The sequence below is a fragment of the Hymenobacter fastidiosus genome, from assembly GCF_039539565.1.
Taxonomy (GTDB): Bacteria; Bacteroidota; Bacteroidia; order Cytophagales; family Hymenobacteraceae; genus Hymenobacter; species Hymenobacter fastidiosus.
In genome coordinates this window covers 168,584-190,373 of the sequence record NZ_BAABDJ010000007.1, presented here as the reverse complement: position 1 = coordinate 190,373, position 21,790 = coordinate 168,584, and the positions used below count along the sequence as shown (strand labels likewise).

Below are 21,790 nucleotides of genomic sequence, written 5' to 3'. Positions count from 1 at the left end.
CCGCCATCAAACGCCCCGCCTCATGTTTACCAACGTCCAGCACCACCCCGACCTGACCCAGGCCCAGCACCGCGCCCTGCCCCAGGTTTCCAATACTGACCTGAGCAACCTCAAAAACGAGCTGTTGGGCCTCACCCGCCAGCTCAACCCCGTGGCCCTGGCCTATGGCTCCCATTTCCATACCGCCGTGCTGGAGTCCCCGCACTACGCCCGCACCGACGAGCGCGGCATCAAGTGGGCCGACCTGGAGCAGCTGGCCCGCCAGGTGCGCCGACAGCGGTATTGCCGCGACCTGCTCTATCGGGGCCAGGCCGAACAATCCTACACCGCTACCCACACCGCCACCGGGGCAGGGGTGAAGCTGCGCCCCGACCTGTTGGTGCGCAGCCGCGCCGGCCGCCAGCTCACGCTCATCGACTTCAAAACCACCAGCAGCCCTGACCTTGTCCACTTCCTGACTACCATCGAGAAGTACGACTACGACCGCCAAGCTGCTCTATACCTGGACGTACTCGGGGCCACGCGCTTCCTCATCATTGGCGTACAAAAGAAGGCCCCGCACGAAGTATGGCGCGTCGAGCTAACGGCCACGCCCGGCCTCATCGAGCAGGGCCGCAAGAAGTACGGCACCCTTCTCCGGCATTTCGCTGCCCGCGCCGCCGTGGCCGCTGCCAGCCGCCCAGCCCCGCAAACCTGTTCTGCCCTCGCCACGTGAAATTCCCCGCGCACCTCGACGCGGCCACCCGTAAGCGCATCCGGGCCGAGGTGCGGGGCATCGGCCAGCCTATTCAGTTGGTGCGCGACCATCCCAAGCCCCCGAAAGTCCCCGTCCAACCCAAACCCCAGCGCACCAACGGCCCGAAACCAGTGGCCCCGCCGCCCACGCCCGCCCAGAACCAATAGCCTCTTCCATGCAAAAAAGGCCGGCCCCTCAACAGTAGGGGCCGGCCTTTCCGGTTCGTAGTACCAGCCGAATGTAAGTCCGCGCCCCGGCCGCGAAGGTGCGGGGTGGGCAAGGCTGCCAGGTGGCAAACGGGCCAGCAGCAATTCCAGCCCTCGTTGTAGGCAGTGCTTTTCGTGGTGGGCCACGCCGCCGGCCTTCCCTCAGCGGTTCACGAAGCGCACTTCCCAGCGTCCGTGCTGGTGGCGCAGCCCCGATACCGACGCGAAGTCGATGACCAGCTGAAAGGCCTGCGCCAGCGGCAGCCCCAGCGCGTGGCACAGCAGGCTGCGCACCGCCCCGGCGTGCGTCACCAGCGCCACCGGCCCGGCCGCGGGCGTGGCCAGCAGCTCGGCCAGCAGCGCGCCCGTGCGCTCGTGCAGGTGTGCAAACGTCTCCCCGCCGGGTGGGGCCTGCGCCACGAAATCCGCCATCCAGGGGTCCAGCTCGGCTGCGGGCAGCTCCGCCCACGGACGGTTTTCCCAGGTGCCGAAATGCAGCTCGCGGAGCCGGGCATCTTCCTCCACGGCCGTTGCCGGCCAGAGTGTTTCGGCCAGGCGGCGGCAGCGGGCCGCGGGGCTGCTGAGCACGCGCCAGGCGGATGCATCGGGTGGGAGAGCTACGGGCAGCTTGGCCCGCAGCCGCGTGGCTTCGGCCGCGAAGGTATCGGCCAGCGGCACGTCGGAGTGGCCGTAGCACAGGCCAGTGGCGGCGACGGCCGTGTGGCGGATTAAATAAAGCTCCATGCTGACAAGACTAGAATGAACAAGTACACCGCTACTTCGGCCACCTGCTGAATGGCCCCCAGGCAGTCGCCGGTGTAGCCCCCAATCCAGCGCTGGAAGTAGCGGGCCAGGTACCATTTCACGGCCGCCAGGGGCAACACCACTGCCAGCAGGGCCGGCCGCCGCATCCAGGCGGCGTATAGCAGCAGCGGCAGCGCCCCCAGCAGCAGCCCGGTGGCCAGCTCCGCCCGGCCCAGCTTCTTGGCCACGGGCTTGGCTTTGCTGTCCTCGTTGTCGCGGGCGTAGTCGTGGCTGAAAATGCACGTCAGGGCCGTGGTCCGGCTCAGCGGGTGGGCCAGCAGCAGCGCCGGCCCCACCAGGGTTGGCGGCAGCCCGCGCAAGGCCAGAAACTTGAGGGCCAGCAGCAGCCCCAGCCCGGCCGCCCCGTAGGTGCCCAGGCGGCTGTCTTTCATGATGTCCAGGATTTTCGACTTGGTCCAGCCGCCGCCGAACCCGTCGCACACGTCGGCAAAGCCGTCTTCGTGAAACGCTCCGGTCAACAGCACGCTGGCGACCATGCTCAGCAGCAGGGCCACGTCGTCGTTGCGAAACAGCAGCTGCGCCCCCGCGTACACGGCCGCCGCCACCGCGCCCGCCAGCCAGCCGATGACCGGGAAATACACCGTTGCCTTGTTGAGCAATTCCTCCGAATGGTCGACCCAGGCCGGGCAGGGCAGGCGGGTGTAGAACATGACGGCCGTCAGGAAAATATGTATTTGGCGGCGCATTTGGTTAATGAGCAATGAAGAATGAAGAATGAGGAATTGGGTTGGTTACTGGTCGGCTTCGGCCGGCGAGACGCCGGCGCTTTCAAACGAAGCCATTTCAGTGAAAAAGGCCACGGCCGCCTGCACCAGCGGGTAGACCAGGGCGCTGCCCGTGCCCTCGCCCAGGCGCAGGTCCAGGCGCAGCAATGGCTGCACGCCCAGCACCCGCAGCAGGTGCGGGTGCCCCCCCTCGGCCGACTCGTGGCTGAACACGCAGTACGGCAGCACGGCCGGGGCCAGCCGCCAGGCCACCAGCAGCGCCGCCGAGCCAATGAAGCCGTCGATGAGCAGCACCATGCCCAGTTCGGCGGCCCGGAGCAGGGCCCCGCACAGCTGCGCGATTTCAAAGCCGCCGAACGTGGCCAGCACCGTCAGCGCATCGGTGCCATCCACGGTGGCCACGGTGGGGTGGGCGGCTACGGCGGCGGCCAGCACCGCCTGCTTGCGGGCCAGCCCGGCTTCGTCGAGGCCGGTGCCCCGGCCCACGCAGCTGGCCAGCGGCACGCCGCCGAGCAGGTGCAGCAGCACGGCCGCGCTGCTGGTGTTGCCGATGCCCATTTCACCGAAGCCAACGACGTTGCAGCCGGCGCGGTGGATGTCGTCCACGAGGGCCGCGCCGAGCGCCAGCGCCTGCCGGCACTCGGCCGCCGTCATGGCCGGCGCGTGGCGGAAGTTGCGGGTGCCCTCAGCTATTTTCTGGTTGAGCACGGCCGGCACGTCGGCGAAGGAGCCGCGTACGCCGGCATCCACCACGCGCAGCGTGAGGCCGTGCAGGCGGCAGAATACGTTGATGGCTGCCCCGCCCGCCGCGAAGTTGCGCACCATCTGGTGGGTCACGTCGGCGGGGTAGGCACTCACGCCCTCGGCCGCGATGCCGTGGTCGGCGGCAAACACCAGCACGTGGGGCTGGCGCAGGGTCGGCGTCAGGGTTTGCTGGATGAGCGCCACCTGCCGGGCCAGGGCTTCGAGCTGGCCCAGCGCGCCCAGCGGCTTGGTCTTGGCGTCGATTTTGGCCTGAATGGCCCCGGCCAGCGCCTCATCGGGCGGGCGCGGCGTCGGAATCCGGAACCCGCTCATCTAGGCGCGGACCAGGCGCGGCCGGGCCAGTACCGCCGGAAAGCGCCACTGCGCCAGCTCCAGCCCGCCAAACAGCACGGTGCAGTAGAAGAAGTTGCTCAGCAGCGAATGAGTGAAAAACGGCAGGCCGGCCGCGTAGCAGGCCGCCAGTCCCGTTCCCGTCTGCGGGTACGTGGCCGAGCCCAGCCACACGCCGAAGTTGGTAATCAGAAAGAACAGCACCGCCGCGCCCAGGCCGGCCCCGGCCACCCGCAGCCCCGACACGCGCCCGTGCAGCCCCGCGTGGGCCAGCAGCGCCAGCAGCGCGTAGGTACCGTACTGCCAGTAGAAGCCCGAATAAAACAGTTGCACGTGGCCCAGGTACTGGTAGTTCAGCACCAGGTCGCTCAGCCACACGCCCAGCAGGGGCACCGCCACGGCCCAGCGCCGCCGCGCGAAGTAAGCGCCCCCAAACAGGGCCAGCGAATCGAGGGGAGCAAAGTTGGGCAGATGGGGCCAGTGGGGCAACGCCACCCGGCCCAGCACGGCCAGCAGCACAAACAACAATAGCACCCAGGGGCGCGGCGTCAACAGGTTTTTCATGAAACGACAAAAAAAGTGAAGTGGTCAGTAATAAAGTGGGGGAGTAGCTCAGGCGGTTGGTTCGGGGGCGGCGGGCCCCGCGGCTACCGGCCGGATGGGCACCGGCCAGCGGTGCTCATCGACGGCCACGAGGGTGAACAGGCCCGTGACGGCCAGTTGCCGGTCCTCGGAGTATGTCTGCTCCACAAACAACTCGACGCGCACCTGCAGGCTGGTGGTGCCCACCCGCACCACGTTGCCAATCAGCTCGACCAACGTGCCGCCGGGAAGGGGATGGGTGAAATCCACTTTGTCAGACGACACTGTCACCATTTTCAGCCGCGAAAAGCGCGTGGCCGTGATGAAGGCCACCTCGTCCATCATATGCAGCGTAGTGCCCCCAAACAGGGTGTCGTAGTGGTTGGTGGTGTTAGGAAAGCCGGCTTTGAAAATGCGCGTTTCGGCGCGGGCAAGCTGGGGGGCGGGCGTTATCATCGGGTGGCGGGCACGGGCAAACGGACAAGGCAATACACTGCCGGGCGGCGCTCATGCCGTCCGGGCCACGCCCGCTGTCCCCCTGCTGGTTGCTCTCGTTGGTCAGCCCACTCCCACCTCGGCCACGCGGCGGCAGCCACGGGCGGAGCACGAAGGGGCCACACCTGATAAGAGCCCCAAAGCGCGGGGGGCAGCATCAGCCAGCGGAAGGCAGGTCTCCTGACTTGTAACCGGGGTTCCGCCTTCTCGCCCAAGTCGGGCAATGGCTGCGTGGAACTCCGCTGCCGACCCCGGAGGGCGGGCGGTTATTTACAGTAGCGCGTCTGTCCGGGAGTTGCACCCGGTTCCCTTTTCATCCCGGCCGGAGCCGGAAACCTTCCGTTGTTGGAAACGGGCAAATGGCCCGTCCCGCGTAACGGCAGCCAATGTACGGGTTTTCCACCCGCCATTACGGCCCTCCGGCTCCTGGTCCGTCGTATGCGCCAGGCCGTTTCAGCCCGCGTAAGTGCAGCCCACGCCGCTGCCCGCGCCCGCGCCGCCGGGATTCAGCGGCTGTGTCGTCCACGAGGGCACGAAACTGCTCCACGTACTGAATGCTATGCAGTCCTACACCGCCATCCATACCGCCACCGGGGCAGGGGTCAAGCTGCGCCCTGATTTATTGGTGCGCAGCCACGCCGGCCGCCAGCTCACGCTCATCGACTTTAAAACCACCAGCAGCCCCGACCGCGCCCACTTCCTGACCACCATCGAAAAGTGCGATTACGACCGCCAGGCCGCCCTTTACCTTGACGTGCTTGGGGCCACCCGCTTCCTCATCGTAGGCGTACAGAAGAGGGCACCTTACGAAGTGTGGCGGGTTGAGCTGACGGCCACGCCCGGCCTCATTGAGCAGGGCCGTAAGAAGTACCAGCGCCTACTACGCGCCCACGCTACAACCCCATCGGCTGGCTGCTTCGCTCCATTAGAAACGGGCACTACAAAGAATCATATCGTACCCACCGCCACCTACCGGGTGTAGGTCATGCGGTGCGCCACGCGGCCTTGCTTATCGTAGTAGACCCACTCGCCAATAGGCCGTTTCCAGTGCAGGTATTGTCCTTTGGACTTCACGCGGCCATTTTCATAGAAAAACGTAACCGGACCTTCTACCCGATTTGCCCGATAAGTGCCCTGGCATTCCTTGTGGCCTTCGGGGTCGAAGTCTATCCAATACCCGTTGCCCAGGCCGTCCTGATACTGCTGAATGGTCTGGTACTGGCCGTTGGCGTAGCGGCCGTAGAGCAAACCAGAGTAGGGGCGGGTGGTGCCCCGCTCGAAGTACCGGTTGCCTTCGGGGGCCGGGCGCTGGTACGTCTGGCTCATGGCCACCAGTTTCTGGCGGGTGGTATCAGGTGGCGTCTGCCGGGTGGCGAGGCCGGGCAGCGTGGCCAGCCCGGTCAGTAGGAGGAAGGATTTCATGGTTGGAGGAGTAAGTAGGCCGTTTCCAGGTAGTAAATGCTGTACACCCGTTCCCCCGCCGGGTCCAGTTCGCCCCCCCGGTCGCTGCTGAAGAAGAAGTGCTTGCCGTCGGGCGAAAAGCGCGGGCAGATGTCGTTGTGCTCGGAGTTGATGACCGGCCCCAGGTTCCGGGCGCTGCCCCACTGCCCGTTCACTTTGCGGCAGTAATAGATGTCCTCCCGGCCCAGGCCGTCGGCGCGGTCGTAGGAGGCAAAAAACAGCAGGTTGCCATCGGGCGACAGGCAGGGGCTGCTGTCGGTGCCCCGGTGATTGGGAGGCGCGGGCAGTTCCTGGGGCGGGCCAAAACGGCCATCCGGTTGCCGCGGGGCCACGTACAGATTGGCATCGGCGCCCGTGCGGCTGCCCGACCAGTAGTAGAGGTTGCCGGCGGCGTCGGTGACCGGGCCCGCTTCGTAGTGCTTCGGCCAGGCCTCGCCGGGCCGCTGGACGAAGTTGACGGGGCCGGATACGGGCCGCGGCGCCCCCCAGCGGCCCGCCTTTTTGTCCATCACCCACAAGTTCATGTCGGTGGAGCCCGGGCGTTTGGCCTGGCCCGGGAGCGGGCGCATGGAGGCAAAGTAGAACCGCTGGCCATCCGGCGTGATGAAGGCCCCCTCGTCGGGACCGGTAGAAAACGCCGCGGGCCGGGGCTCACTCCAGCCGGTGGGCGTCCGCACCGCCCGGTAGATGCGCTGGGCCGTGGTACCCGCCAGCCGCCGGGTGAAGTAGAGCGTGTTGCCGTCCGGCTCGAAGGTGATGTCCCATTCCTGGTGCGCGGCGGTGGCAACAAGTCCGGGCTCGAACAGCACGGGCTCGTTGAGCACCCGTTGGTCGCGCTGATAGTAGAGCGCGGCAAGCGGCGTCCCGTCCGGGGCAAAGGTGCGGACGTAGCCGTGCCGCTGCCCGCGCACGTAGGGGCTTTCCGTGGCCACCTGCCCGTTCGGGTGGTAGCGGAGAGCCAAGCCCACCAGCACGTCCTGCTCATACACTTCCGCCGACTTGCGCCCGCCCGTCGGGTAGAAGTATTCCCACGTCCCGTGCCCCTTGCCCTGTAGCCAGGCGGCCCGGTAGCGGAGGGCACCCGTCGGGTACCATTCCAGCCACGTCCCGGAGGCTTGCCCGTTCACCAGCTCTTTCCAGACGCGGAGCTTCCCATCCGGGTAGGTCGCTTGCTCAACGCCCGTAAACGTGCGCAGCGAATCCTGGCCGGGCACGTAGCGGCGGGGGGCGGGCCGCAGCTGCGCGCTGGCCACGTGCGCGCCGCACACCAGGGCGGCACAGAAAACGGTTGAAGGAATCATCGGGGGCGGAGCGAGTGCAGCCCCAATACTAGTCCCTCCGGGCAGCTATTCCCGATAAAATCCGACGAAGCCGCCGGACAGCCGACGAAACCGTTCGGCGGGCTTGCCCGACGCCCGAACGGCGCGCTCAGCGGCTCCCGCTACAGCACCAGCCGCTGCAGCTGGCTTTGGTACGAGTCGCTCACTTTCACTTGGGCTTGGTTGTCGAGCACTACGTAGCCGCGGCGGCCGACCCGCACCAGCTCCCGCGCGTGGGCCAGGTTGACCAGGTAGGAGCGGTGCACCCGGCAGAACAGCGCCGGGTCCAGCTTCTGGGCCAGCTCCGAGATGCCACTGAGGGCCAGCAGCTGCTCGGCCTGCAGGTAGACTTTGCAATAATCCCCGTACGCTTCCACGTAGCGGATGGCGTGCGCGTCCACCACCACGCGCCGGGTGCCCTTGTGCAGAATCACGCGCGGGGCGTAGGGCGCGCCGGCCTGTAGCAGGCGCTGGGCCAGCGCTTCCACGCGGGCATCGTCGTGGGCCACGCGGGCCAGGGCCTGCTGAAACCGGGCGCGGCCGTAGGGCTTCAGCAAATAATCCAGGGCGTGAAACTCGAAGGCCTGGATGGCGTGCGCGTCGTAGGCCGTCGAGAACACCACTTGCGGCAGCTGCTCCAGCCGGGCCAGCACCTCGAAGCCCGAACAGCCCGGCAGCTGAATGTCCAGGAACACCAGGTCAGGTCGCAGGGCGTGAATGGCCCGGACGGCCTCGGGGCCGTCGCGGGCTTCCCCCACCAGCTCGTAGCCGGGCTCCTGGCCCACGTACTGGCGCAGCAGCTGCCGGGCGTCCGGCTCATCATCCACCAGCAGGACCCGTTTCATAAGCTTACAAGCTGAAGTGGGCCCGGACCCCTCGGGGCTCGTTCGGGGTGAGGTGCAGCGTCGCATTGCAGAGTTTTTCCAGCCGCAGCTGCGTGTTGCGCAAGCCCAGGCCCGGGCGGAATCCCTCTTCCGACAACCCCACGCCCGTATCGGCGACGGTGAACAGCAGCCGGCCCGCCACCAGCTGCACCGACAAGTGAATGGCGCAGGCGCCCACGTGGGGCGTCACGCCGTGTTGCACGGCGTTTTCCACTAACGGCTGCAGCAGCATGGGCGGCATCTGGCGCGTCAGCACGGCCTCGTCCACGGCAAATGACACGCGCAGCCGGTCCTGAAACCGGCGCTGCACCAGCCCCAGGTACTTGGTCAGGAAGCTGATTTCTTCCGCCACGGTCACCCACTCCTGCTGGGCCACGGCGTTCTGGTAGCGAAACAGGTCCGATAAATCAATAATCAACTCCCGGGCCCGCTCGTTGGCCGGCTCGATGGCCGCGTTGATGCTGTTGAAGGTGTTGTGAATAAAGTGCGGATTAAGCTGTGCCTTCAGCGCCGCCAGCTGGCTGCGCGTGAGGGCGTCGCGCAGCTCCGCTTGCGCCTGCAGGGCCTGCTTGTACTTGCGCACGTGCACCAGCAGCAGAATAAGTCCCAGCTGCACCCCGTAGAAGAGCGCCGAGACGTAGTAGGCGTAGGCCCCCAGCTTGCCCCCAAACAGCACACTCCAGCCCAGCCGCGCTTTAAGCTGCGCGCTCCCCAGCCCGGTAACGGCCACAAATACCACCCCCAGGAGTCCATAGGCCAGCAGCTGCCGGCCCAGGCCGAGGGCGTGCAGCCGGGTCCCGACCAGGTAGCCGATGGGAAGCGCGCACAGAAACCGCAGCAGAAAGTCGAGGCCGGAGCTGGCCATCAACTCGCGGGGGTCCAGGTAGGCCGGTTGGCCGGTCCCCGACGTTTCCCAGCCTCCCCACAGCAGCCATACCGTGGTGCGGTCCAGCAAGGCCGCCAGCAGGTAGAACAGGCCCAGCCACGCCACATCCCGGCGGGTAAAGGAAATGGAGGCGTCGGTCGTTAGGCGAAGCATAGCAACTTAAAATACGGAAATCACCCAGCAGTAGCAGGGTTTGGCTCGCCACTCAAGTACCGCCCCACCGCCCCGATAAGAGGGCAGCCTAATGATAGACGCCAAATTGCTGTCTGCAAGATAGCAGGGTTAACCCGCTGTCTTAAAGAAAAGTGTATTGCAAAAAAAGCCGGCTCCTAAGTGGAGCCGGCTTCTTATCTAGCCAAGTGGGCGTAGATTATTCGTTCACAGCGGCGGCCGCTGGCACGTTTTCCAGTACCTGCGGCACCGATTCCACGACAGTTGCTGCTAGTGGCGGCTGAACCACAATTGGCGTCCCCGCCACCAACTCCCCAAACAGCGGGTTAGCCGGCAACTCCCGCCCGCCGTTCCCATCCGGCACCTGGTTGAAGAGCACCACTTCCTCGCCGGGCGTACTCTGCGCCAGATGGTCTTCCAGCACTTCCTGCCCGCTATTGGCATGCAGCGCCTGCGTGAGCAGCGTGTAGGTGCTCACGTCCACATTGTAAATCTGGTTGAGCGCGTTCATCTGCATGGCCGCGTCCTCGGCCGCGCCGATGGCATCCGACAGGAGCTTGGTATAGCGCCGGGCCTTCTGGTCGGCTTTCGCCCGCAGGCGGATGGCGCGCTTCATGCGCCGCTTAAATTGGGTCTGATAAGCAGTAAGTGCCATGATGTTGCGGAATGAAAGATGAGAAATGAAGAATGAGGAATCAGTAATGGTTGCCCCGGCCACGCCAGCAGCAATTCTTCATTCTTAATTCCTCATTCTCAATTGCCGCCAGGCCTAGGCCACGTACTCAATGGCCAGCGGGTTAGTGCTGTTGTTATTGAGGGCGTAGAACTTACCGTTAATCTGCTGGTAGAAGTTGATGCCCACCACACCCACCACCAGCGAAGCGGCAGCCGGAGCCGCCGGGAAGCTGGCCACCACCGCCTGGTTGACCAGCGGCGCACTGTTGAGGGGCAGAATACCCAGCGGAGCGGCCACCACGGCGTTGGTGTAGGTCAGCGTCTCCATATCCAGCTCCGAGGCGGCAAACACCACCTCAAAGTGTGTAGCGCCCTGCGGAGCGGCAATACCATTGCCGGGATTCAGGGCCGGAATGCTCATCGTCACGTCCGCCCCGGCCCCCGTCACCTCGTAGGGGAAGTACATCGTCTGGCCGATGCCCGAAGCCTCGTTGAAGTCGAAACCCAACAGGGGAGCCGAGTTAGAAGCATCAAACACCCGCTGGCCCCGGTCGTTCGTATCGTCGAGGCCACGCGGCTGTCACTGGCCGCGGCAATGGCCACGCGTAGCGAGTCGCGGAGCAGTTTGCCGTACTTGGCCGACAAGCCGAATTCAGCCGCGTTTTCGCGGGTTCGGGCCAGGCTCGGGGCGCTGGCAAAAGCCGCTTTGTTGCTTTGCGGCTTCTGCGAAATGGTGCCGTTCTTGTTGAACACCAGGCCACCTACGGTGCCCTGAATGCCGATAATACCAGTCTGACGTGCCATCGTAAAAGGTCGTTGTTAGAGGCTGTGAATTCGTTTTCGTCGTTGGCTGCTTGCGCTTACGCGACCTTGCTACCAGGTGCAGCCCACCCCGTAACGCCGCTGGTTTTTGTAGTTGAGTTTGTGCCGTTGGCTTACCGGCGGGCATCACCGCCCGCTCTCTGGCCGGCAGCTCCTGCGCCCGCCCCGTGCAGCCCCGCGGGGCCAGTTGGGCCACGCCGACCACTGGCGCGTCGCCACCCGTAAGCAGGAGCCGCACCCGCGGAGTCATTCGGGTAAACCGTAAAAGTTTCATGCCCCGAACCTAATCCCCCTTGGAGCAGGTTGTATATTTGCCTAGCCAACTATACCCCAGAAGTACCCACTATGTCCCAGGTTTGCATCTACCCCAAGGAAGCGGCAGCCATCACCGGCAACGGGTACCAGGCCGGCAAGCGCCTGTTGCAGCGCATCCGGGTGCAGCTCGGCAAGCCCGCCCGCGCCCTGGTTTCCATCCAGGAATTTTGCGCCTACACCCACCTGCCCGAGCAGGAAGTACGCGCCGCCCTCAACGCCAGGTAAGCCGTCGCTAGACCATAGCGAGACCGTAGCGGAAGCCTATCGGGAGCCTATCCGCTATTGTCTCGTCCTTGTCTCGTCTTGTCTCGTCCGGCTATAGCTATGCAGGTGGAAGGAATAATCCGGTTAGCTAGTGCAGCCATATCCTAGGCCACCCAGCCAAAAGCGTAGGAGAATAGGCAGCTTGGTTCCGCCCTTTGCGCACACGGATGGCTTATGTCGTCGGGCCTAGCCTCCGAGACCACCCGTGTCACCACGAGGCTGGTGGTCAATCGTACTGGCGGGCTTGTTAGTGCCCAGGAACCAGATAAATCCTAAGTAGCCCACGCGGGTTTCGTACTTGGTTCGAAAGTCGGCCGTCAGGTCGGTGGCCTTGAGCTGGGTGTACTGCCGGCGGGTATTAAAAAGGTCGCTCACGCGCAGGGTGAGGGCCGCCCGGTCGTGGAGCAGGCGCTGGCGCAAGGCCACATCAACCCCGTACACGGCCAGCAAGCGCCCCTGCGGCACCACCAGTGGGGCGCGGTAGTCGCCGCTGAGTTGCACAGCCAGCGTTTTGGTCGGGCTTAAGATGTTGAGTAAATAGGCCGTGCCGGTGAAGTTGGCACGGGTCCCGTCGTTGGTGTAGCTGGCCACCTGGTTGCGGTAGAACGAGCCGTTGGCAATGAGTTTCCACCACGGGGTCACGGGCTGCGTCAGCGAGAGTTCCAGCCCGTAGCCGGCCGTACGGCCAACGTTGGCGTAGCTGGTACGGGCAATGAAATCGGGCTGGCCGCTGCGGCGGGTCGCCAGGGTATCAATCGTGCGCAGGCTCTGAATGGACTGGCTGGCGAAGCGTCCGAACAGGGTCGCGCTGAGCGTCGTGGCTTGCCACGCTACCTGGTGCCCCAGCTCTGCAGCGTGAACATACTCGGGGCGCAGAGCGGGGCTGCCCACCACGTAGTTGCGGGCATCAGAGTAGATGGGCAAGGCAATGATTTGCAGAAAATTGGGCCGGTTCAGGCGGCGCGAATAGCTGAGTTGGAGGCGCTGGTCATGGGGCAGCGTGCGCGCTACTGTGGCCGAAGGAAACAAATTGAAAAGGCGTTGGCGGGCCGAGCCGCTAGGCAGTACCAGGGCCTGGAGCCCTGTAAATTCAGCCCGCAGACCCGCCTGGTAGTCCCACGGGCCGGCTTTCTGCTGATACGTGCCGTAGGCTTGCGGAATCACCTGTTGGTAGTGGTAGCGGTACGAGCCGGCTTCCTGTCGAATGAATTCTGCGCCGGCCACCGGCTGCACCGAGTAGGCGGCCGTGCCGGGCGTCACCATCAGGTCGGTTTTCACGCCCGCTCCCCAGCGGCGCTTCTCGTTCAACGGATGCACATAATCCACCTGCGTCGAGGGCATCTGAATGGTTACGTCGAGCAGCTGCTGGCGGGCGTTCCGCGGGTAGCTGCCCGGCCCATCCAGCACGCGCTGCTGGGTCGTCACCGTGCCACCATCCAAGATGTAAGTGGCGCTGGCTGTCAGCTCACGGCCTGGGTGGGCGGCCCAGGTGCGCCGGTAACTGCCCGAAATACGCGCATTGTAGAGGTTTTCTGCCTGCGTAGTCTGATTTTGGAGGTTGATGACGGGGTCGGAGCCGTGGGTGAGCAGGGTCGTGAAATCCTGGGTGGTGCGGTAGTCGTTTTTGTAAAATTCGGTCGTCAGCGTCAGGCGCTGCTGGTCGCCGGGAGCGTAGTCAACGCCCAAACGTATTCCCTCGTTGGCTTGGTGGCGCGTGTTGCGGCCAGTCTGGTGGGTGCCGGCAGTGCGGCCGCCCACGGTGGCAACCTGCCGCAAGGCCGTGCTGCCGCAGAACTGATTATTCAGCCCGTCGGCATTGCCAAAGAAGGTAAATTTGCCGGCCCGGCGGCTGAGGCTGAGAGAGGCGCTGTACTTGTCGCGGGTACCCCCGGTGGCCATCGCCTCCCCGTTCCAGCTGTCCGGGCGTTGCTTTTTCTGCACCAGGTTGATGATGCCGCCCGCGCCCTGGGCCGAATACTGAGCCCCCGGGTTGGTGATGACCTCAATGGTTTCGAGGCGGCTGGCGGGCAGCTGGTCGAGGCGCAGGCTGCTGGGCGCGGGCTGGCCGTCGAGGTAAAGCGTGACGCCCGAACTGCCCCGCAGGCTAACTTGCCCGTTCTCGTCCACGGCCACGGAGGGTATTTTCTGGAGTACATCTGCGGCCGTACCGCCCGCGCTGTTCAAGTCCTGGCCCACATTGATGACCTTCTTGTCCAGGTCGTTGACCATAACCGCCCTTTCGCCCTGCACCACTACGCTGCCGAGTTGCACGGCCGCCGGGGCCACCAGCCACGCGCCCAGGCGGGCCGCTGGGGTGGCCCCGCTCAGCGTGGCGAGCCGGCGGGCGGGACGGTAGCCCAGGGCCTCCGTCCGCAGCCGGTAATTGCCCAGCGCGACGTTAGCCAGCGTAAAGGTGCCATTTTCGGCCGTCTGGGTATTTCCTGCCAGGGTCGAATCCGGCAGCCGCAGCAGCAAGACGTTGGCAAAGGGGAGCGGTTGGCGCGTGCTTTGGTCCAGCAGTGTGCCGGATACTTCTCCTGGGGTCTGGGCAGACAGCGTACCGGGCACCAAGCCAACGGCTATCAGCACGAGCCACCGAAGCCAAAAGCCCCCGATGCTCGCAGCCGTTAAGAGTCTGTGCATCTGACACCGCAATTTAGATACGCATTTCCTGGTTTTATGTGTAAGTAATTGATTTGCAAAGTTAATTGCAATGTAAGGTACCAGGCAATGCCTGGTAAATAGAGCTGAGAATACCGGCTGATTCATAAGATTTGGAGTTAAAATGACAGAAAAAGAAGGTGCGGCGGGGGCAATAGGGGCCTGTGTCCAGCCGCTACGGTTGCGGTTGGAGGCGATGAGAAGAGTCGCTGGAAACGGCGTTGCGCGGGCTTACTTCGTTTGGCGGCGCAGGAAAAGGTAGTAGGCCAGAAACCCCAGGGCAATGCTGAAAATCAAAATGATAACGGAGTGAAGACCCCAGGGGAGGTACCAACTGCTTATCGTGAGTCCCCCGCCAATGCTGAGAAGCAGCGCGACCCACTTCACAACCTTGTTTTGCTCATCCTGCGGGCCGGGCAGCAGGCGTTCCACAATGCTTTCCGAAGTGGCAGCTACCACTATCTGCTTTTTCAGCAGGTAGTTTAATACCAGCTTTATGGCTGCTAATACAAAGTTGCAAAGAAGGAACAGGCCGAATACGGGCAGAAAAACACTTTTTGCGATATACTGAAAGGTGCTGTAGTCAGGGGTCAGTACCGGGGTACTTTGAGCCTGGGCTCCCCAGGCTGTCAGGCAGAAAAGTAGTAGCAAGAAACCTTTCATAAGTCAGGCAGTGGGGGCGGTACCGGATGAGACCGGCCACCGTCGTTCGTGTTGCAAAAAAGAATTACAAAAGGGAGAGGTGCCTCATTTGCTGGCGATGCCGGGCCAGCAGCTCCAGGCATTGCCCGGCCATAATAAAGCCAGCCACTGCCCCGAGCCCGGTCCCCAGTTCGGTAGACAAGCCCTGGAAAATCTGCATCAGTACGCCTCCGAATAGGGTTAAGAACGCGGTAACGACCCCCAGCACCAGGACGGCCACCGCGCTCAGGGCCCAGGGAAAAGAAGGTTTGGCCCTGGGCAGCTGCGCCAGGACGGTGGCTGCCAGGTCGAAGTCAAAAGCTGGCTTCGGCAGGCGGGCCGCCGCCGTAAATAGTTGCTGGTAAGTGGCGACTCGGCCCTGGCACAGGCGGCAGCTGTGCAGATGAGCCGCCTGGGGGGCTGGCAGCAGGGGAGCGAATTCCGCGGCCTGTTGGAGGTTGCGTTCGGAGAGATGGAGCCTGGTCATAAGTCGTCGCGTTGGTAGGTAGCCAGTAGGAGTTGCTTCAACAGTTTCCGCGCCCGAAAGAGGTAGTTTTTTACGGTTCCGTCCGGCAAGGAGGTTATCTGGGCAATTTCCTCGTAGCTCAATTCCTGCTGGTGGTACAAGGAAATCAGGGTGCGGTAGAGCGGGGGCAACTGCTCGATGGCCGTGTCCAGTATGCCGGCCAGGTCTTGGCCAAAAAGGGCCGTTTCGGGGTCGTAGTCCGCACCGGCCCCCGGCGCAGGCGGGGCCCGGCGGCCCTCTTCCGATGGGGCATCCGGCCCGCGTTCCGAGGGGTCCAGCAACACCAATTGTTTCTTCTCCAGGTAATGCAGGCACGTGTTATAGGTGATTTGGCCGACCCACGTGGAGAATTTTGCCTGAAACTTAAACCCGGTTAAATTCTTAAAAACCTTCAGGTACACGTCCTGCGCGATATCCGGTCGGTCGGCGGGATGCCGAATCATTTTGAATACCATCTGTGTCACCAGCCCTTCCGTGCGTTGCACGAGGTGCCCGAAAGCCGCGGTATTTCCCCCCAGCACCTGCGCCACAAGCTGCTGGTCGGTCGGGGGGGAGGTGGGCAGGTTGCTCATCTAGGCATGAGACCGGTCAGCCGGAATGATGTTGCACCAGGGCATTTATCGGCCGCGGTCTGAAAGGACAGTTCAGCCGAAAGGTACCCAGCCGATTGATTATAGGCACCGGATTTCCTGACGTACTATATTCTCCGTTTTCTAGAGCGTGTGGACACTTAGCCAAAAGGGCCTTTGAAGCCATCGAAACAGTCATGCTGAGCTTGTCGAAGCATCTCTACCGGACGTTTTGCCGCAAAAAAGCGGTAGAGATGCTTCGACAAGCTCAGCATGACCGCCTTTTTCGTTAAGTGTCCACACGCTCTAAGAGGGTTCCCCATAGAATCTGGGCATCTGGATTTATTATCAGGCCGCCAGCGGCTCCACCGCGCAGATAGTACCCGGCAGCACCGGCGTAGCGACATCCGCGGCTTGCCCGGCGGCCGGCGCGTCCCAGATCCGCTGCATGGTATGGTGCTGAAAGTCCTCGATAATCTTGGCGTAAATCAGCGTGGTCTGAATCTTCTTGTGTCCCAGAATTTTCTGCAGCACCTCCACCGGCATTCCGCGCAGCAGGCTCTGCGTGGCAAAGGTGTGCCGGGCCGTATGCACGGTCACCAGCTCGCATTGCGGCACGGCGGAGCGCACCAGCCCGCCGCCCTCGGTGCTCACCAAATCCACGGCCCGCGTCAGCCCGGCCAGCTTCGCTATCCGCTTCAGGTAGCGGTTCATCACCTGGTTGGCCGTCACCGGCAGCAGCCGCGTCCGCTGCCCGGCGTATTTGTCGATGATGGTGGAGGCCGCTGCCGTCAGGAAGATGCTGACCCCCGCCCGCGTCTTGCTTTGCACCAGCCGCAGCACCCGCCCGCCGTTCCACTCGTGCAGATTTCCCGGATGCAGCGCCGCCACGTCCGAATACCGCAGCCCGGTATAGCAGCAGAACAGGAACACGTCCCGCACCGGTATCAGCGAGGCAGGCAGCATCACCGTGGCCAGGGCCTCCAGGTCCACCGCCGACAAATACAGCTTGGGCGAGTCCGAAGGCTTGGCCACCAGCTTGCGCAGCTCAATACTGACCGGCACACCCCGCTCATCCCGCAGAAAGCGCAGAAACGATTTCAGATCCTTGATAGCCGTATAAATCGAATTGGGGGCCAGCTTCCGCACCGTGCGCAGGTACATCAGCAGCCGGTCGTGGGTTTCCAGGTCATAAGTCGCCGGATTTAGCACGGCCCCGCGGTGCTCCTCAAACCCCCTGAACAGGTTACGGGCTACGATGTGCTGCCGCAACGTCTCCCGGGCGTAGCCCCGCGCCCGCAGAGCGTCCCGGTACTGCTCGTAGACCACCGCCACCGACTGTGCGGCGGCCACCGCGGGCACAACTCCGGCCGGTACCGGCCGCAGCGCTGCCTGCAGTCCGGCAACCGTGGGCGTTTCCCCCGCTGCCCGCACCTTCCGCCACCAGTCACCAACCTGCTGCGCCCGCAAGGCCAAAAAATCATTGGCGGCCTCAGCCCCCTCAAATCCCCTGCGAAACCGTTGCCGGTCTGCGTTCCATTCGGCGGGCCTGCACTTTTCTCCCGTTGCGCATTTGAGCCGTAGCCCATCGAAATAAGCCACCAGATGGACCGGGCAGCGGCCTTTGCCGTCTTGCTTGTCGGTGCGGAGCACGAATTGAGTAGTCATACCAGAGGGGGCGTAAAAGGGGGCGTTACTCGTGTAGTAAATCGCCTTTCTCGTGCATTAAAACCCGACTGGCCCTAACGCAAAAAACCCGGAAAACCCTTTCTGCTACAGGAGAAAGGACTTTCCGGGTTTTTCGGTAGTGTATACGTGAGCCTCTTATTGGACTCGAACCAACGACCTGCTCATTACGAATGAGCTGCTCTACCAGCTGAGCTAAAGAGGCATTTCCGCGGCGGCGTATCCGACAGGGGCAGCAAAGATAGGCAGATGAGGAAACAACGCGCAACCTCGCCCGGATTTTTTTTGAGAGCCCCCGGTAAAAGTGGGCCGGACCCAAACTTTTATGGGCCGCCTTTCGGTCGGTTCGTCTGCTTTCCGGCATCTTTGCGACCAGATATGATGAAACAGCTCCGCAAACTTCTGGTCCGCACGCTCGGCTTCGAGCGCTACATCCGCTTCGTGAGCCGCGTGTACCTGCGGCTGGTGGGGGCGGGCTGGGGCCGGGAAAAGTATCCGGAGCTGTTTTTCCTGCAGCGCATCATCAAGCCCGGCTTTATCTGCCTCGATATCGGGGCCAACCTGGGCTACTACTCGGTGGCGTTGTCGCGGCTGGCCGGGCCCAGCGGCAAGGTGCTGGCCGTGGAGCCGATTCCGCAGTTTCAGGCCATCTGGCAGGACAACGTAAAGCTCAGCGGCGTCAGCAACCTGACCCTGCTGCCCTACGCCCTGGGCAGTAAGAACCAGCTGGTGCAGATGGGCACCCCGGAGCGCGACGGCCTGCTGCACCACGGCATGACCAAGGTAGCCGCCAGCAGCACCACCGAAACCTACGCCCGCACCTACGAGGTGCCCATGCGGGTGCCCGACGAGCTGCTGGCCGAGCTGCCCCGTCTCGATTTCGTGAAGTGCGACGTGGAAGGCTTCGAGTCGGTCGTGTTCGCAAACATGCAGGCCACGCTGCGCCGCTTCCGGCCGCTGATTCAGACCGAGCTCAACGGCCTCGACAACCGCCGGGCGGTGGTAGCTTTGCTGGCTGGCCTGGGCTACAAACCATTTGTCCTGTCGGCGCGTTTCGAGTTAGAGTCCTGCACCCCGGCCCAGCTGGAAAGCCACGTCACGGCTGACTTTTACTTTCAACCCACCAACCCGGCTGCTTAAGCGGCTTCCCAATGGTCACGTTTGTTATCACCCTCCTCCTCATCGCTTTCGTCGTGCGCTACGTGCTGCCGGCGGTACTGCGCTTTTTCGTAGCCAGCTTCGTGCAAAAGCAGGCCCGCAAGTATACCGAGCAGTTCGGGGGCACTCCATTTGAAGCGCCTTTCAACGCGCCGACGGCCTCCCGGCAGCCGGAGGGAGAGGTGCACGTCGACTTTATTCCGCCGAAAGAAAAGCCCCGTAAGCCCCGGGAATTTAAGGGTGGCGAGTATGTGGATTTTGAAGAAGTGAAATAGAGTAGTGTAAAAACTAAAAAGGTCTTCCGCGAGCAGCGGAAGACCTTTTTTTATGCCAGCCCAAGCACCAAAGTTGATGCGGGGGAGCCTCACAGCCCGATGCCAATCCGCACGCCGGTGCCCGGCTTTTGTCCTGCCTGCAGGGCGGTGTACACGTCGGCCCGGAGTACGCCGAAGATGTGCTCGATGCCCGCGCCCAGCTCCACGTAATGACCCGCCCGGGGCGTGTAGAGGTAGTTGAACGAGGCTACTTCCTGCCACTTCAGCCGGCGCAGCAGCGGGACTTTATTCAGCAGAAAGCCGTTGAAATGCTGGTTGTAGTGCGCTTCCACGTAGCGGCTGCGGGTACTGAAACGGTAGTAGTCCAGGAGCTGAAACTGAGCGAAGTTGCCGGTCAGCAGGGTGCGGTTGCCGGAAAAATGCCGGTAGTCCATAAACGACAGCGTCGGGCGGCCCAGGAAGCGGCCCGTAGCCACGTTGTAGGTGCCCGTGCCCAGCAGGCCCATCGTAATAGTCTGGTTGATGCCCACCGCTACCAGCGAATAGCGCACGTCGGAGCCCAACAGGTCGGGCACGCCCTGGCGGTAAGCGGCGCGGAACGTGGGATTTTTAGAGCTCAGGTTGAACTTGCCGTCGGGACGGGTGATGTAGCGCTGGCCGGGGCGGAACGAGGCATTCAGCTCGAACGTAAGCGCCTGATTGCGGCCGAAGCCAGGGTCGGGGGTTTCGTCGTTGCGCGGCGTATTGGGCGTGAAGACGCGGCCCGGCACGTCGCGCAGCAGCTTGCGGGTGGCGTTTTGCAGCTCCCGCCGGTCGTCGTAGCCCAGCCCGCCGCGCAGGGTGAGCCCGTTGAGAACTTCGCGCTGGTAGCCCACGTCGGCGCCGGTGCGGCGGTAGTATTTGGCCAGGTTGCGGTTGTCGAGCAGCGTGTAGACCGAGTTGATGAAGGGCGTCAGCTGGGTGTTGCGGTCGAAGTTCTCGATGGTCTGGCCCACGTTCAGAGTCACCCGGGCCAGGCGCACCGGGTCGTGCTGCCAGACTGCGGCCAGGTGAGGGCTGAGCAGCTGGTTGGCAAAGCCGTAGCGCAGGGTGGGCGTGAGGCTGTAGAAGCGCCGGTCGTCGGTTTCCTGGGTGTAGGTAGTAAAGGCATTCACCACCGTGCCTTCCACCGTGTTGTACTGCAGGATGTTGAACACCGGGGCCACGTACAGGCGCCGCTGCCGGAAGGTGTTGGAATGCGTGTAGCCCAGCAGCAGCATCTCCTTGGGGTCGGGCTGGTTGCGCACCCGGTCCAGCGAATCCTGGTAGGGCCGCGACTTGCGGATGACCTCGGTGCTGTCTTTCACCTGGTAATCCTTTTGCTCCTCGTCGGTGAGCGGAATCGGCCGCACTTCGGCCCAGTAGCTGGAATCCCGCTCATTGGCGCTTTTATCGACCAGCTGCACTTCGCCCCTGGGCACCCGCTCGACGGGCTGCCCGGTCAGTGAATCTACCGTGGCCCGCTTCACCCGCTGGCGCACCTGCCTGGCCAGGCCGCTGAAGGCCGGCTTCTGCCGCCGGACTTCGGCCACGGTTTCGCGCCCCACCGGCGCGGGCGTGGCCACCGAAGCGGCCGGCACCGGGGCCGTGGCCACCGGCCGGTTGGGGTAGGTCGGCGTCACTTGGTAGTTCGACAGAATGGCCGTGATGTAGCCGTTGCCCTTGAAGCCGAACTTCTCGAAGCCCAGCGTAATCTTCTGGGACTGCATCACCCACACGTCCGACGGGCCGGGGGCCGGAGCAAACTGCTGCTCAATGTGAATACGGTCCACGAACTTGAGCTGGGCATCGGCCGTGAGGTCCAGCGACACGGAGTGCAGGCGCCAGGTGCCGTCGACGAGGTAGATGTGGCCGGAGGAGAATACCGGGTCGTTGCGGCGGCGGGCCGTCACCCGGATTTTATGAATCGTGAGGCTGCCCTGGCGGGTGCTGCCTTCGAGCGCATACTTATAAAACAGCAGGGCGTTGGCGGCAATCGGCGACACGAAGCCGCGCTCCGAGAAGCCGTTTTTGAGCAGGTTATTGTAGAAGTTCAGCCCCTTGCCCGAGTTGGCCGAGTTGAAGCTGATGCCTTTGGCGTCGCCGCTGATGCGGGAGGAAATCATCCGCTCCCGAATCACGTCGGGCTGGCGGAAGGTCATTTCCGATACCGACTCGGAGAGGTAGAAGATGCCCGGCTTCACGTCGGGCCCGATTTTTATGATGCCCAGCACCCGGCCCGGCACGTCGATCAGGCGGCCCAGCGCCTTGATGTAGCTGCGGGCTTTGAAGGTGGCTACTTCCCGCTGGTGGTAGGGCCGCCAGTTGATGGCCTGCTGCACGAGGGCGTAAGCCGGGTCGCGGTCGGAGCCCCGCACGATGACCTCGCCCAGCTTGTAGTTCTCCGGGGTCAGCGTCACGTCGAGCACGGTGGCCGAGTCGCCGCCCGCGATGCGCACGGCCTCCATGCGCGGCCGGTAGCCCACGTACTGGAACACCAGCTCGTAGCGGCCGGGGGCGAGGCGCAGCTGATAGTCGCCCTGCTCGTTGGAGGCCGTGCTGGTCGCCGAGCCGCGCACGGCAATGTTGGCAAAGGGCAGGGCCGCGCCCTGCGGATCGGTAATATGGCCGCGGACGATGCCCGCGTGGGTTTCGGTGCCAAGCAGGAAGAGGAAGCAGAGTAGCAGATAACGCAGCATAGAACGACAGGTCACGGACGTTGTGAAGGTAGATAGAATCCGGAGGGAAAGGTTGC

General features: G+C 63.8%; 23 protein-coding genes, 1 tRNA gene and 1 riboswitch. Of the genes, 6 read left to right on the top strand and 18 right to left on the bottom strand.

All coding sequences use genetic code 11. The features are described 5' to 3' along the window. The first annotated feature begins 22 nt into the window (after positions 1–22). Positions 23–715 (top strand): PD-(D/E)XK nuclease-like domain-containing protein, encoded by a 693-nt coding sequence (locus tag ABD833_RS05815; RefSeq protein WP_345071592.1) that lies wholly within the window; start codon positions 23–25, stop codon positions 713–715. Beyond that, a complete protein-coding gene (locus tag ABD833_RS05810) occupies positions 712–903 on the top strand; it encodes a hypothetical protein (RefSeq protein ID WP_345071591.1) in 192 nt (63 codons plus the stop codon). Before ABD833_RS05815 ends, ABD833_RS05810 begins: the two co-directional genes overlap by 4 nt. A 201-nt stretch (positions 904–1,104) precedes the next feature. On the opposite strand, the gene cobC is transcribed toward ABD833_RS05810, so the two are convergent. Genes cobC through ABD833_RS05785 form a run of 5 tightly spaced genes read right to left on the bottom strand, consistent with a single transcriptional unit; the run spans position 1,105 to position 4,625 of the window. Further along, on the bottom strand, positions 1,105–1,686 hold the full coding sequence (gene cobC, locus ABD833_RS05805; protein ID WP_345071590.1) for an alpha-ribazole phosphatase family protein: 582 nt from the start codon (positions 1,684–1,686) through the stop codon (positions 1,105–1,107). After that, positions 1,671–2,453 carry an adenosylcobinamide-GDP ribazoletransferase gene (locus ABD833_RS05800; RefSeq protein WP_345071589.1) on the bottom strand — a complete coding sequence of 261 codons (783 nt, stop codon included), beginning with the start codon at positions 2,451–2,453 and terminating at the stop codon, positions 1,671–1,673. The genes cobC and ABD833_RS05800 overlap by 16 nt, the downstream gene beginning before the upstream one ends. 45 nt (positions 2,454–2,498) lie before the next feature. Beyond that, entirely contained in the window at positions 2,499–3,569 is a 1,071-nt protein-coding gene (gene cobT, locus ABD833_RS05795) for a nicotinate-nucleotide--dimethylbenzimidazole phosphoribosyltransferase (RefSeq protein WP_345071588.1), read from the bottom strand. Further along, positions 3,570–4,151: a DUF6580 family putative transport protein gene (locus ABD833_RS05790; protein ID WP_345071587.1), complete on the bottom strand. Its 582-nt coding sequence runs from the start codon at positions 4,149–4,151 to the stop codon at positions 3,570–3,572. 48 nt (positions 4,152–4,199) lie between these two features. Beyond that, the gene (locus ABD833_RS05785; RefSeq protein WP_345071586.1) at positions 4,200–4,625 is read right to left on the bottom strand and encodes an acyl-CoA thioesterase; all 426 of its coding nucleotides are present in this window, start codon (positions 4,623–4,625) and stop codon (positions 4,200–4,202) included. 192 nt (positions 4,626–4,817) lie between these two features. Then, a riboswitch (cobalamin riboswitch) is annotated at positions 4,818–5,019 on the bottom strand. A gap of 111 nt (positions 5,020–5,130) precedes the next feature. Here ABD833_RS05785 and ABD833_RS05780 point away from each other — a divergent pair. Beyond that, complete coding sequence (locus ABD833_RS05780) at positions 5,131–5,646, top strand: PD-(D/E)XK nuclease family protein (protein ID WP_345071585.1); 516 nt, start codon at positions 5,131–5,133, stop codon at positions 5,644–5,646. On the opposite strand, the gene ABD833_RS05775 is transcribed toward ABD833_RS05780, so the two are convergent. The 6 genes from ABD833_RS05775 to ABD833_RS05750 all read right to left on the bottom strand — a co-directional run bounded on the left by ABD833_RS05775 (position 5,634) and on the right by ABD833_RS05750 (position 10,598). Next, complete coding sequence (locus ABD833_RS05775; RefSeq protein WP_345071584.1) at positions 5,634–6,086, bottom strand: toxin-antitoxin system YwqK family antitoxin; 453 nt, start codon at positions 6,084–6,086, stop codon at positions 5,634–5,636. The two genes, ABD833_RS05780 and ABD833_RS05775, sit on opposite strands and share 13 nt — an antisense overlap. Continuing rightward, positions 6,083–7,426: a hypothetical protein gene (locus tag ABD833_RS05770; protein ID WP_345071583.1), complete on the bottom strand. Its 1,344-nt coding sequence runs from the start codon at positions 7,424–7,426 to the stop codon at positions 6,083–6,085. Before ABD833_RS05770 ends, ABD833_RS05775 begins: the two co-directional genes overlap by 4 nt. 140 nt (positions 7,427–7,566) lie before the next feature. After that, entirely contained in the window at positions 7,567–8,289 is a 723-nt protein-coding gene (locus ABD833_RS05765; protein WP_345071581.1) for a LytR/AlgR family response regulator transcription factor, read from the bottom strand. Between the two features lie 4 nt (positions 8,290–8,293). Next, a complete protein-coding gene (locus ABD833_RS05760; protein ID WP_345071579.1) occupies positions 8,294–9,367 on the bottom strand; it encodes a sensor histidine kinase in 1,074 nt (357 codons plus the stop codon). A 217-nt stretch (positions 9,368–9,584) separates the two neighbouring features. Continuing rightward, entirely contained in the window at positions 9,585–10,040 is a 456-nt protein-coding gene (locus ABD833_RS05755) for a hypothetical protein (RefSeq protein WP_345071578.1), read from the bottom strand. 114 nt (positions 10,041–10,154) lie between these two features. After that, on the bottom strand, positions 10,155–10,598 hold the full coding sequence (locus tag ABD833_RS05750; protein WP_345071576.1) for a hypothetical protein: 444 nt from the start codon (positions 10,596–10,598) through the stop codon (positions 10,155–10,157). A gap of 629 nt (positions 10,599–11,227) precedes the next feature. Here ABD833_RS05750 and ABD833_RS05745 point away from each other — a divergent pair. Further along, on the top strand, positions 11,228–11,422 hold the full coding sequence (locus ABD833_RS05745) for a hypothetical protein (RefSeq protein ID WP_345071574.1): 195 nt from the start codon (positions 11,228–11,230) through the stop codon (positions 11,420–11,422). Positions 11,423–11,647: 225 nt separating this feature from the next. Here ABD833_RS05745 and ABD833_RS05740 read toward each other — a convergent pair whose 3' ends face one another. The 6 genes from ABD833_RS05740 to ABD833_RS05715 all read right to left on the bottom strand — a co-directional run bounded on the left by ABD833_RS05740 (position 11,648) and on the right by ABD833_RS05715 (position 17,789). Then, a complete protein-coding gene (locus ABD833_RS05740; protein WP_345071573.1) occupies positions 11,648–14,050 on the bottom strand; it encodes a TonB-dependent receptor in 2,403 nt (800 codons plus the stop codon). A 303-nt stretch (positions 14,051–14,353) separates the two neighbouring features. Then, positions 14,354–14,554, bottom strand: a complete 201-nt coding sequence (locus ABD833_RS05735) for a hypothetical protein (protein WP_345071571.1) — start codon at positions 14,552–14,554, stop codon at positions 14,354–14,356. Between the two features lie 295 nt (positions 14,555–14,849). Further along, the gene (locus ABD833_RS05730) at positions 14,850–15,290 is read right to left on the bottom strand and encodes a hypothetical protein (RefSeq protein ID WP_345071570.1); all 441 of its coding nucleotides are present in this window, start codon (positions 15,288–15,290) and stop codon (positions 14,850–14,852) included. After that, a complete protein-coding gene (locus tag ABD833_RS05725) occupies positions 15,287–15,901 on the bottom strand; it encodes an RNA polymerase sigma factor (protein ID WP_345071569.1) in 615 nt (204 codons plus the stop codon). Before ABD833_RS05725 ends, ABD833_RS05730 begins: the two co-directional genes overlap by 4 nt. Before the next feature lie 345 nt (positions 15,902–16,246). Continuing rightward, positions 16,247–17,566: a tyrosine-type recombinase/integrase gene (locus ABD833_RS05720; protein ID WP_345071568.1), complete on the bottom strand. Its 1,320-nt coding sequence runs from the start codon at positions 17,564–17,566 to the stop codon at positions 16,247–16,249. Between the two features lie 150 nt (positions 17,567–17,716). Further along, positions 17,717–17,789, bottom strand: a tRNA-Thr gene (locus ABD833_RS05715). Positions 17,790–17,962: 173 nt separating this feature from the next. Between ABD833_RS05715 and ABD833_RS05710 the strand changes: the two genes are divergently transcribed. Continuing rightward, on the top strand, positions 17,963–18,724 hold the full coding sequence (locus ABD833_RS05710; protein WP_345071567.1) for an FkbM family methyltransferase: 762 nt from the start codon (positions 17,963–17,965) through the stop codon (positions 18,722–18,724). 11 nt (positions 18,725–18,735) lie between these two features. Next, positions 18,736–19,017: a DUF4834 family protein gene (locus ABD833_RS05705; RefSeq protein ID WP_345071566.1), complete on the top strand. Its 282-nt coding sequence runs from the start codon at positions 18,736–18,738 to the stop codon at positions 19,015–19,017. Between the two features lie 89 nt (positions 19,018–19,106). Here ABD833_RS05705 and ABD833_RS05700 read toward each other — a convergent pair whose 3' ends face one another. After that, positions 19,107–21,734 (bottom strand): DUF5686 and carboxypeptidase regulatory-like domain-containing protein, encoded by a 2,628-nt coding sequence (locus tag ABD833_RS05700; protein WP_345071564.1) that lies wholly within the window; start codon positions 21,732–21,734, stop codon positions 19,107–19,109. Positions 21,735–21,790 lie beyond the last annotated feature (56 nt).

Bases quoted from the DNA above. Each gene is read 5' to 3' on its own strand.
- ABD833_RS05800 (WP_345071589.1), bottom strand. From the start codon at position 2,453: ATGCGCCGCCAAATACATATTTTCCTGACGGCCGTCATGTTCTACACC.
- ABD833_RS05765 (WP_345071581.1), bottom strand. From the start codon at position 8,289: ATGAAACGGGTCCTGCTGGTGGATGATGAGCCGGACGCCCGGCAGCTG.
- ABD833_RS05785 (WP_345071586.1), bottom strand. From the start codon at position 4,625: ATGATAACGCCCGCCCCCCAGCTTGCCCGCGCCGAAACGCGCATTTTC.
- ABD833_RS05705 (WP_345071566.1), top strand. From the start codon at position 18,736: ATGGTCACGTTTGTTATCACCCTCCTCCTCATCGCTTTCGTCGTGCGC.
- ABD833_RS05770 (WP_345071583.1), bottom strand. From the start codon at position 7,426: ATGATTCCTTCAACCGTTTTCTGTGCCGCCCTGGTGTGCGGCGCGCAC.
- ABD833_RS05775 (WP_345071584.1), bottom strand. From the start codon at position 6,086: ATGAAATCCTTCCTCCTACTGACCGGGCTGGCCACGCTGCCCGGCCTC.
- ABD833_RS05710 (WP_345071567.1), top strand. From the start codon at position 17,963: ATGATGAAACAGCTCCGCAAACTTCTGGTCCGCACGCTCGGCTTCGAG.
- ABD833_RS05755 (WP_345071578.1), bottom strand. From the start codon at position 10,040: ATGGCACTTACTGCTTATCAGACCCAATTTAAGCGGCGCATGAAGCGC.
- ABD833_RS05725 (WP_345071569.1), bottom strand. From the start codon at position 15,901: ATGAGCAACCTGCCCACCTCCCCCCCGACCGACCAGCAGCTTGTGGCG.
- ABD833_RS05700 (WP_345071564.1), bottom strand. From the start codon at position 21,734: ATGCTGCGTTATCTGCTACTCTGCTTCCTCTTCCTGCTTGGCACCGAA.
- ABD833_RS05760 (WP_345071579.1), bottom strand. From the start codon at position 9,367: ATGCTTCGCCTAACGACCGACGCCTCCATTTCCTTTACCCGCCGGGAT.
- ABD833_RS05790 (WP_345071587.1), bottom strand. From the start codon at position 4,151: ATGAAAAACCTGTTGACGCCGCGCCCCTGGGTGCTATTGTTGTTTGTG.
- ABD833_RS05745 (WP_345071574.1), top strand. From the start codon at position 11,228: ATGTCCCAGGTTTGCATCTACCCCAAGGAAGCGGCAGCCATCACCGGC.
- ABD833_RS05730 (WP_345071570.1), bottom strand. From the start codon at position 15,290: ATGACCAGGCTCCATCTCTCCGAACGCAACCTCCAACAGGCCGCGGAA.
- cobC (WP_345071590.1), bottom strand. From the start codon at position 1,686: ATGGAGCTTTATTTAATCCGCCACACGGCCGTCGCCGCCACTGGCCTG.
- ABD833_RS05815 (WP_345071592.1), top strand. From the start codon at position 23: ATGTTTACCAACGTCCAGCACCACCCCGACCTGACCCAGGCCCAGCAC.
- ABD833_RS05720 (WP_345071568.1), bottom strand. From the start codon at position 17,566: ATGACTACTCAATTCGTGCTCCGCACCGACAAGCAAGACGGCAAAGGC.
- cobT (WP_345071588.1), bottom strand. From the start codon at position 3,569: ATGAGCGGGTTCCGGATTCCGACGCCGCGCCCGCCCGATGAGGCGCTG.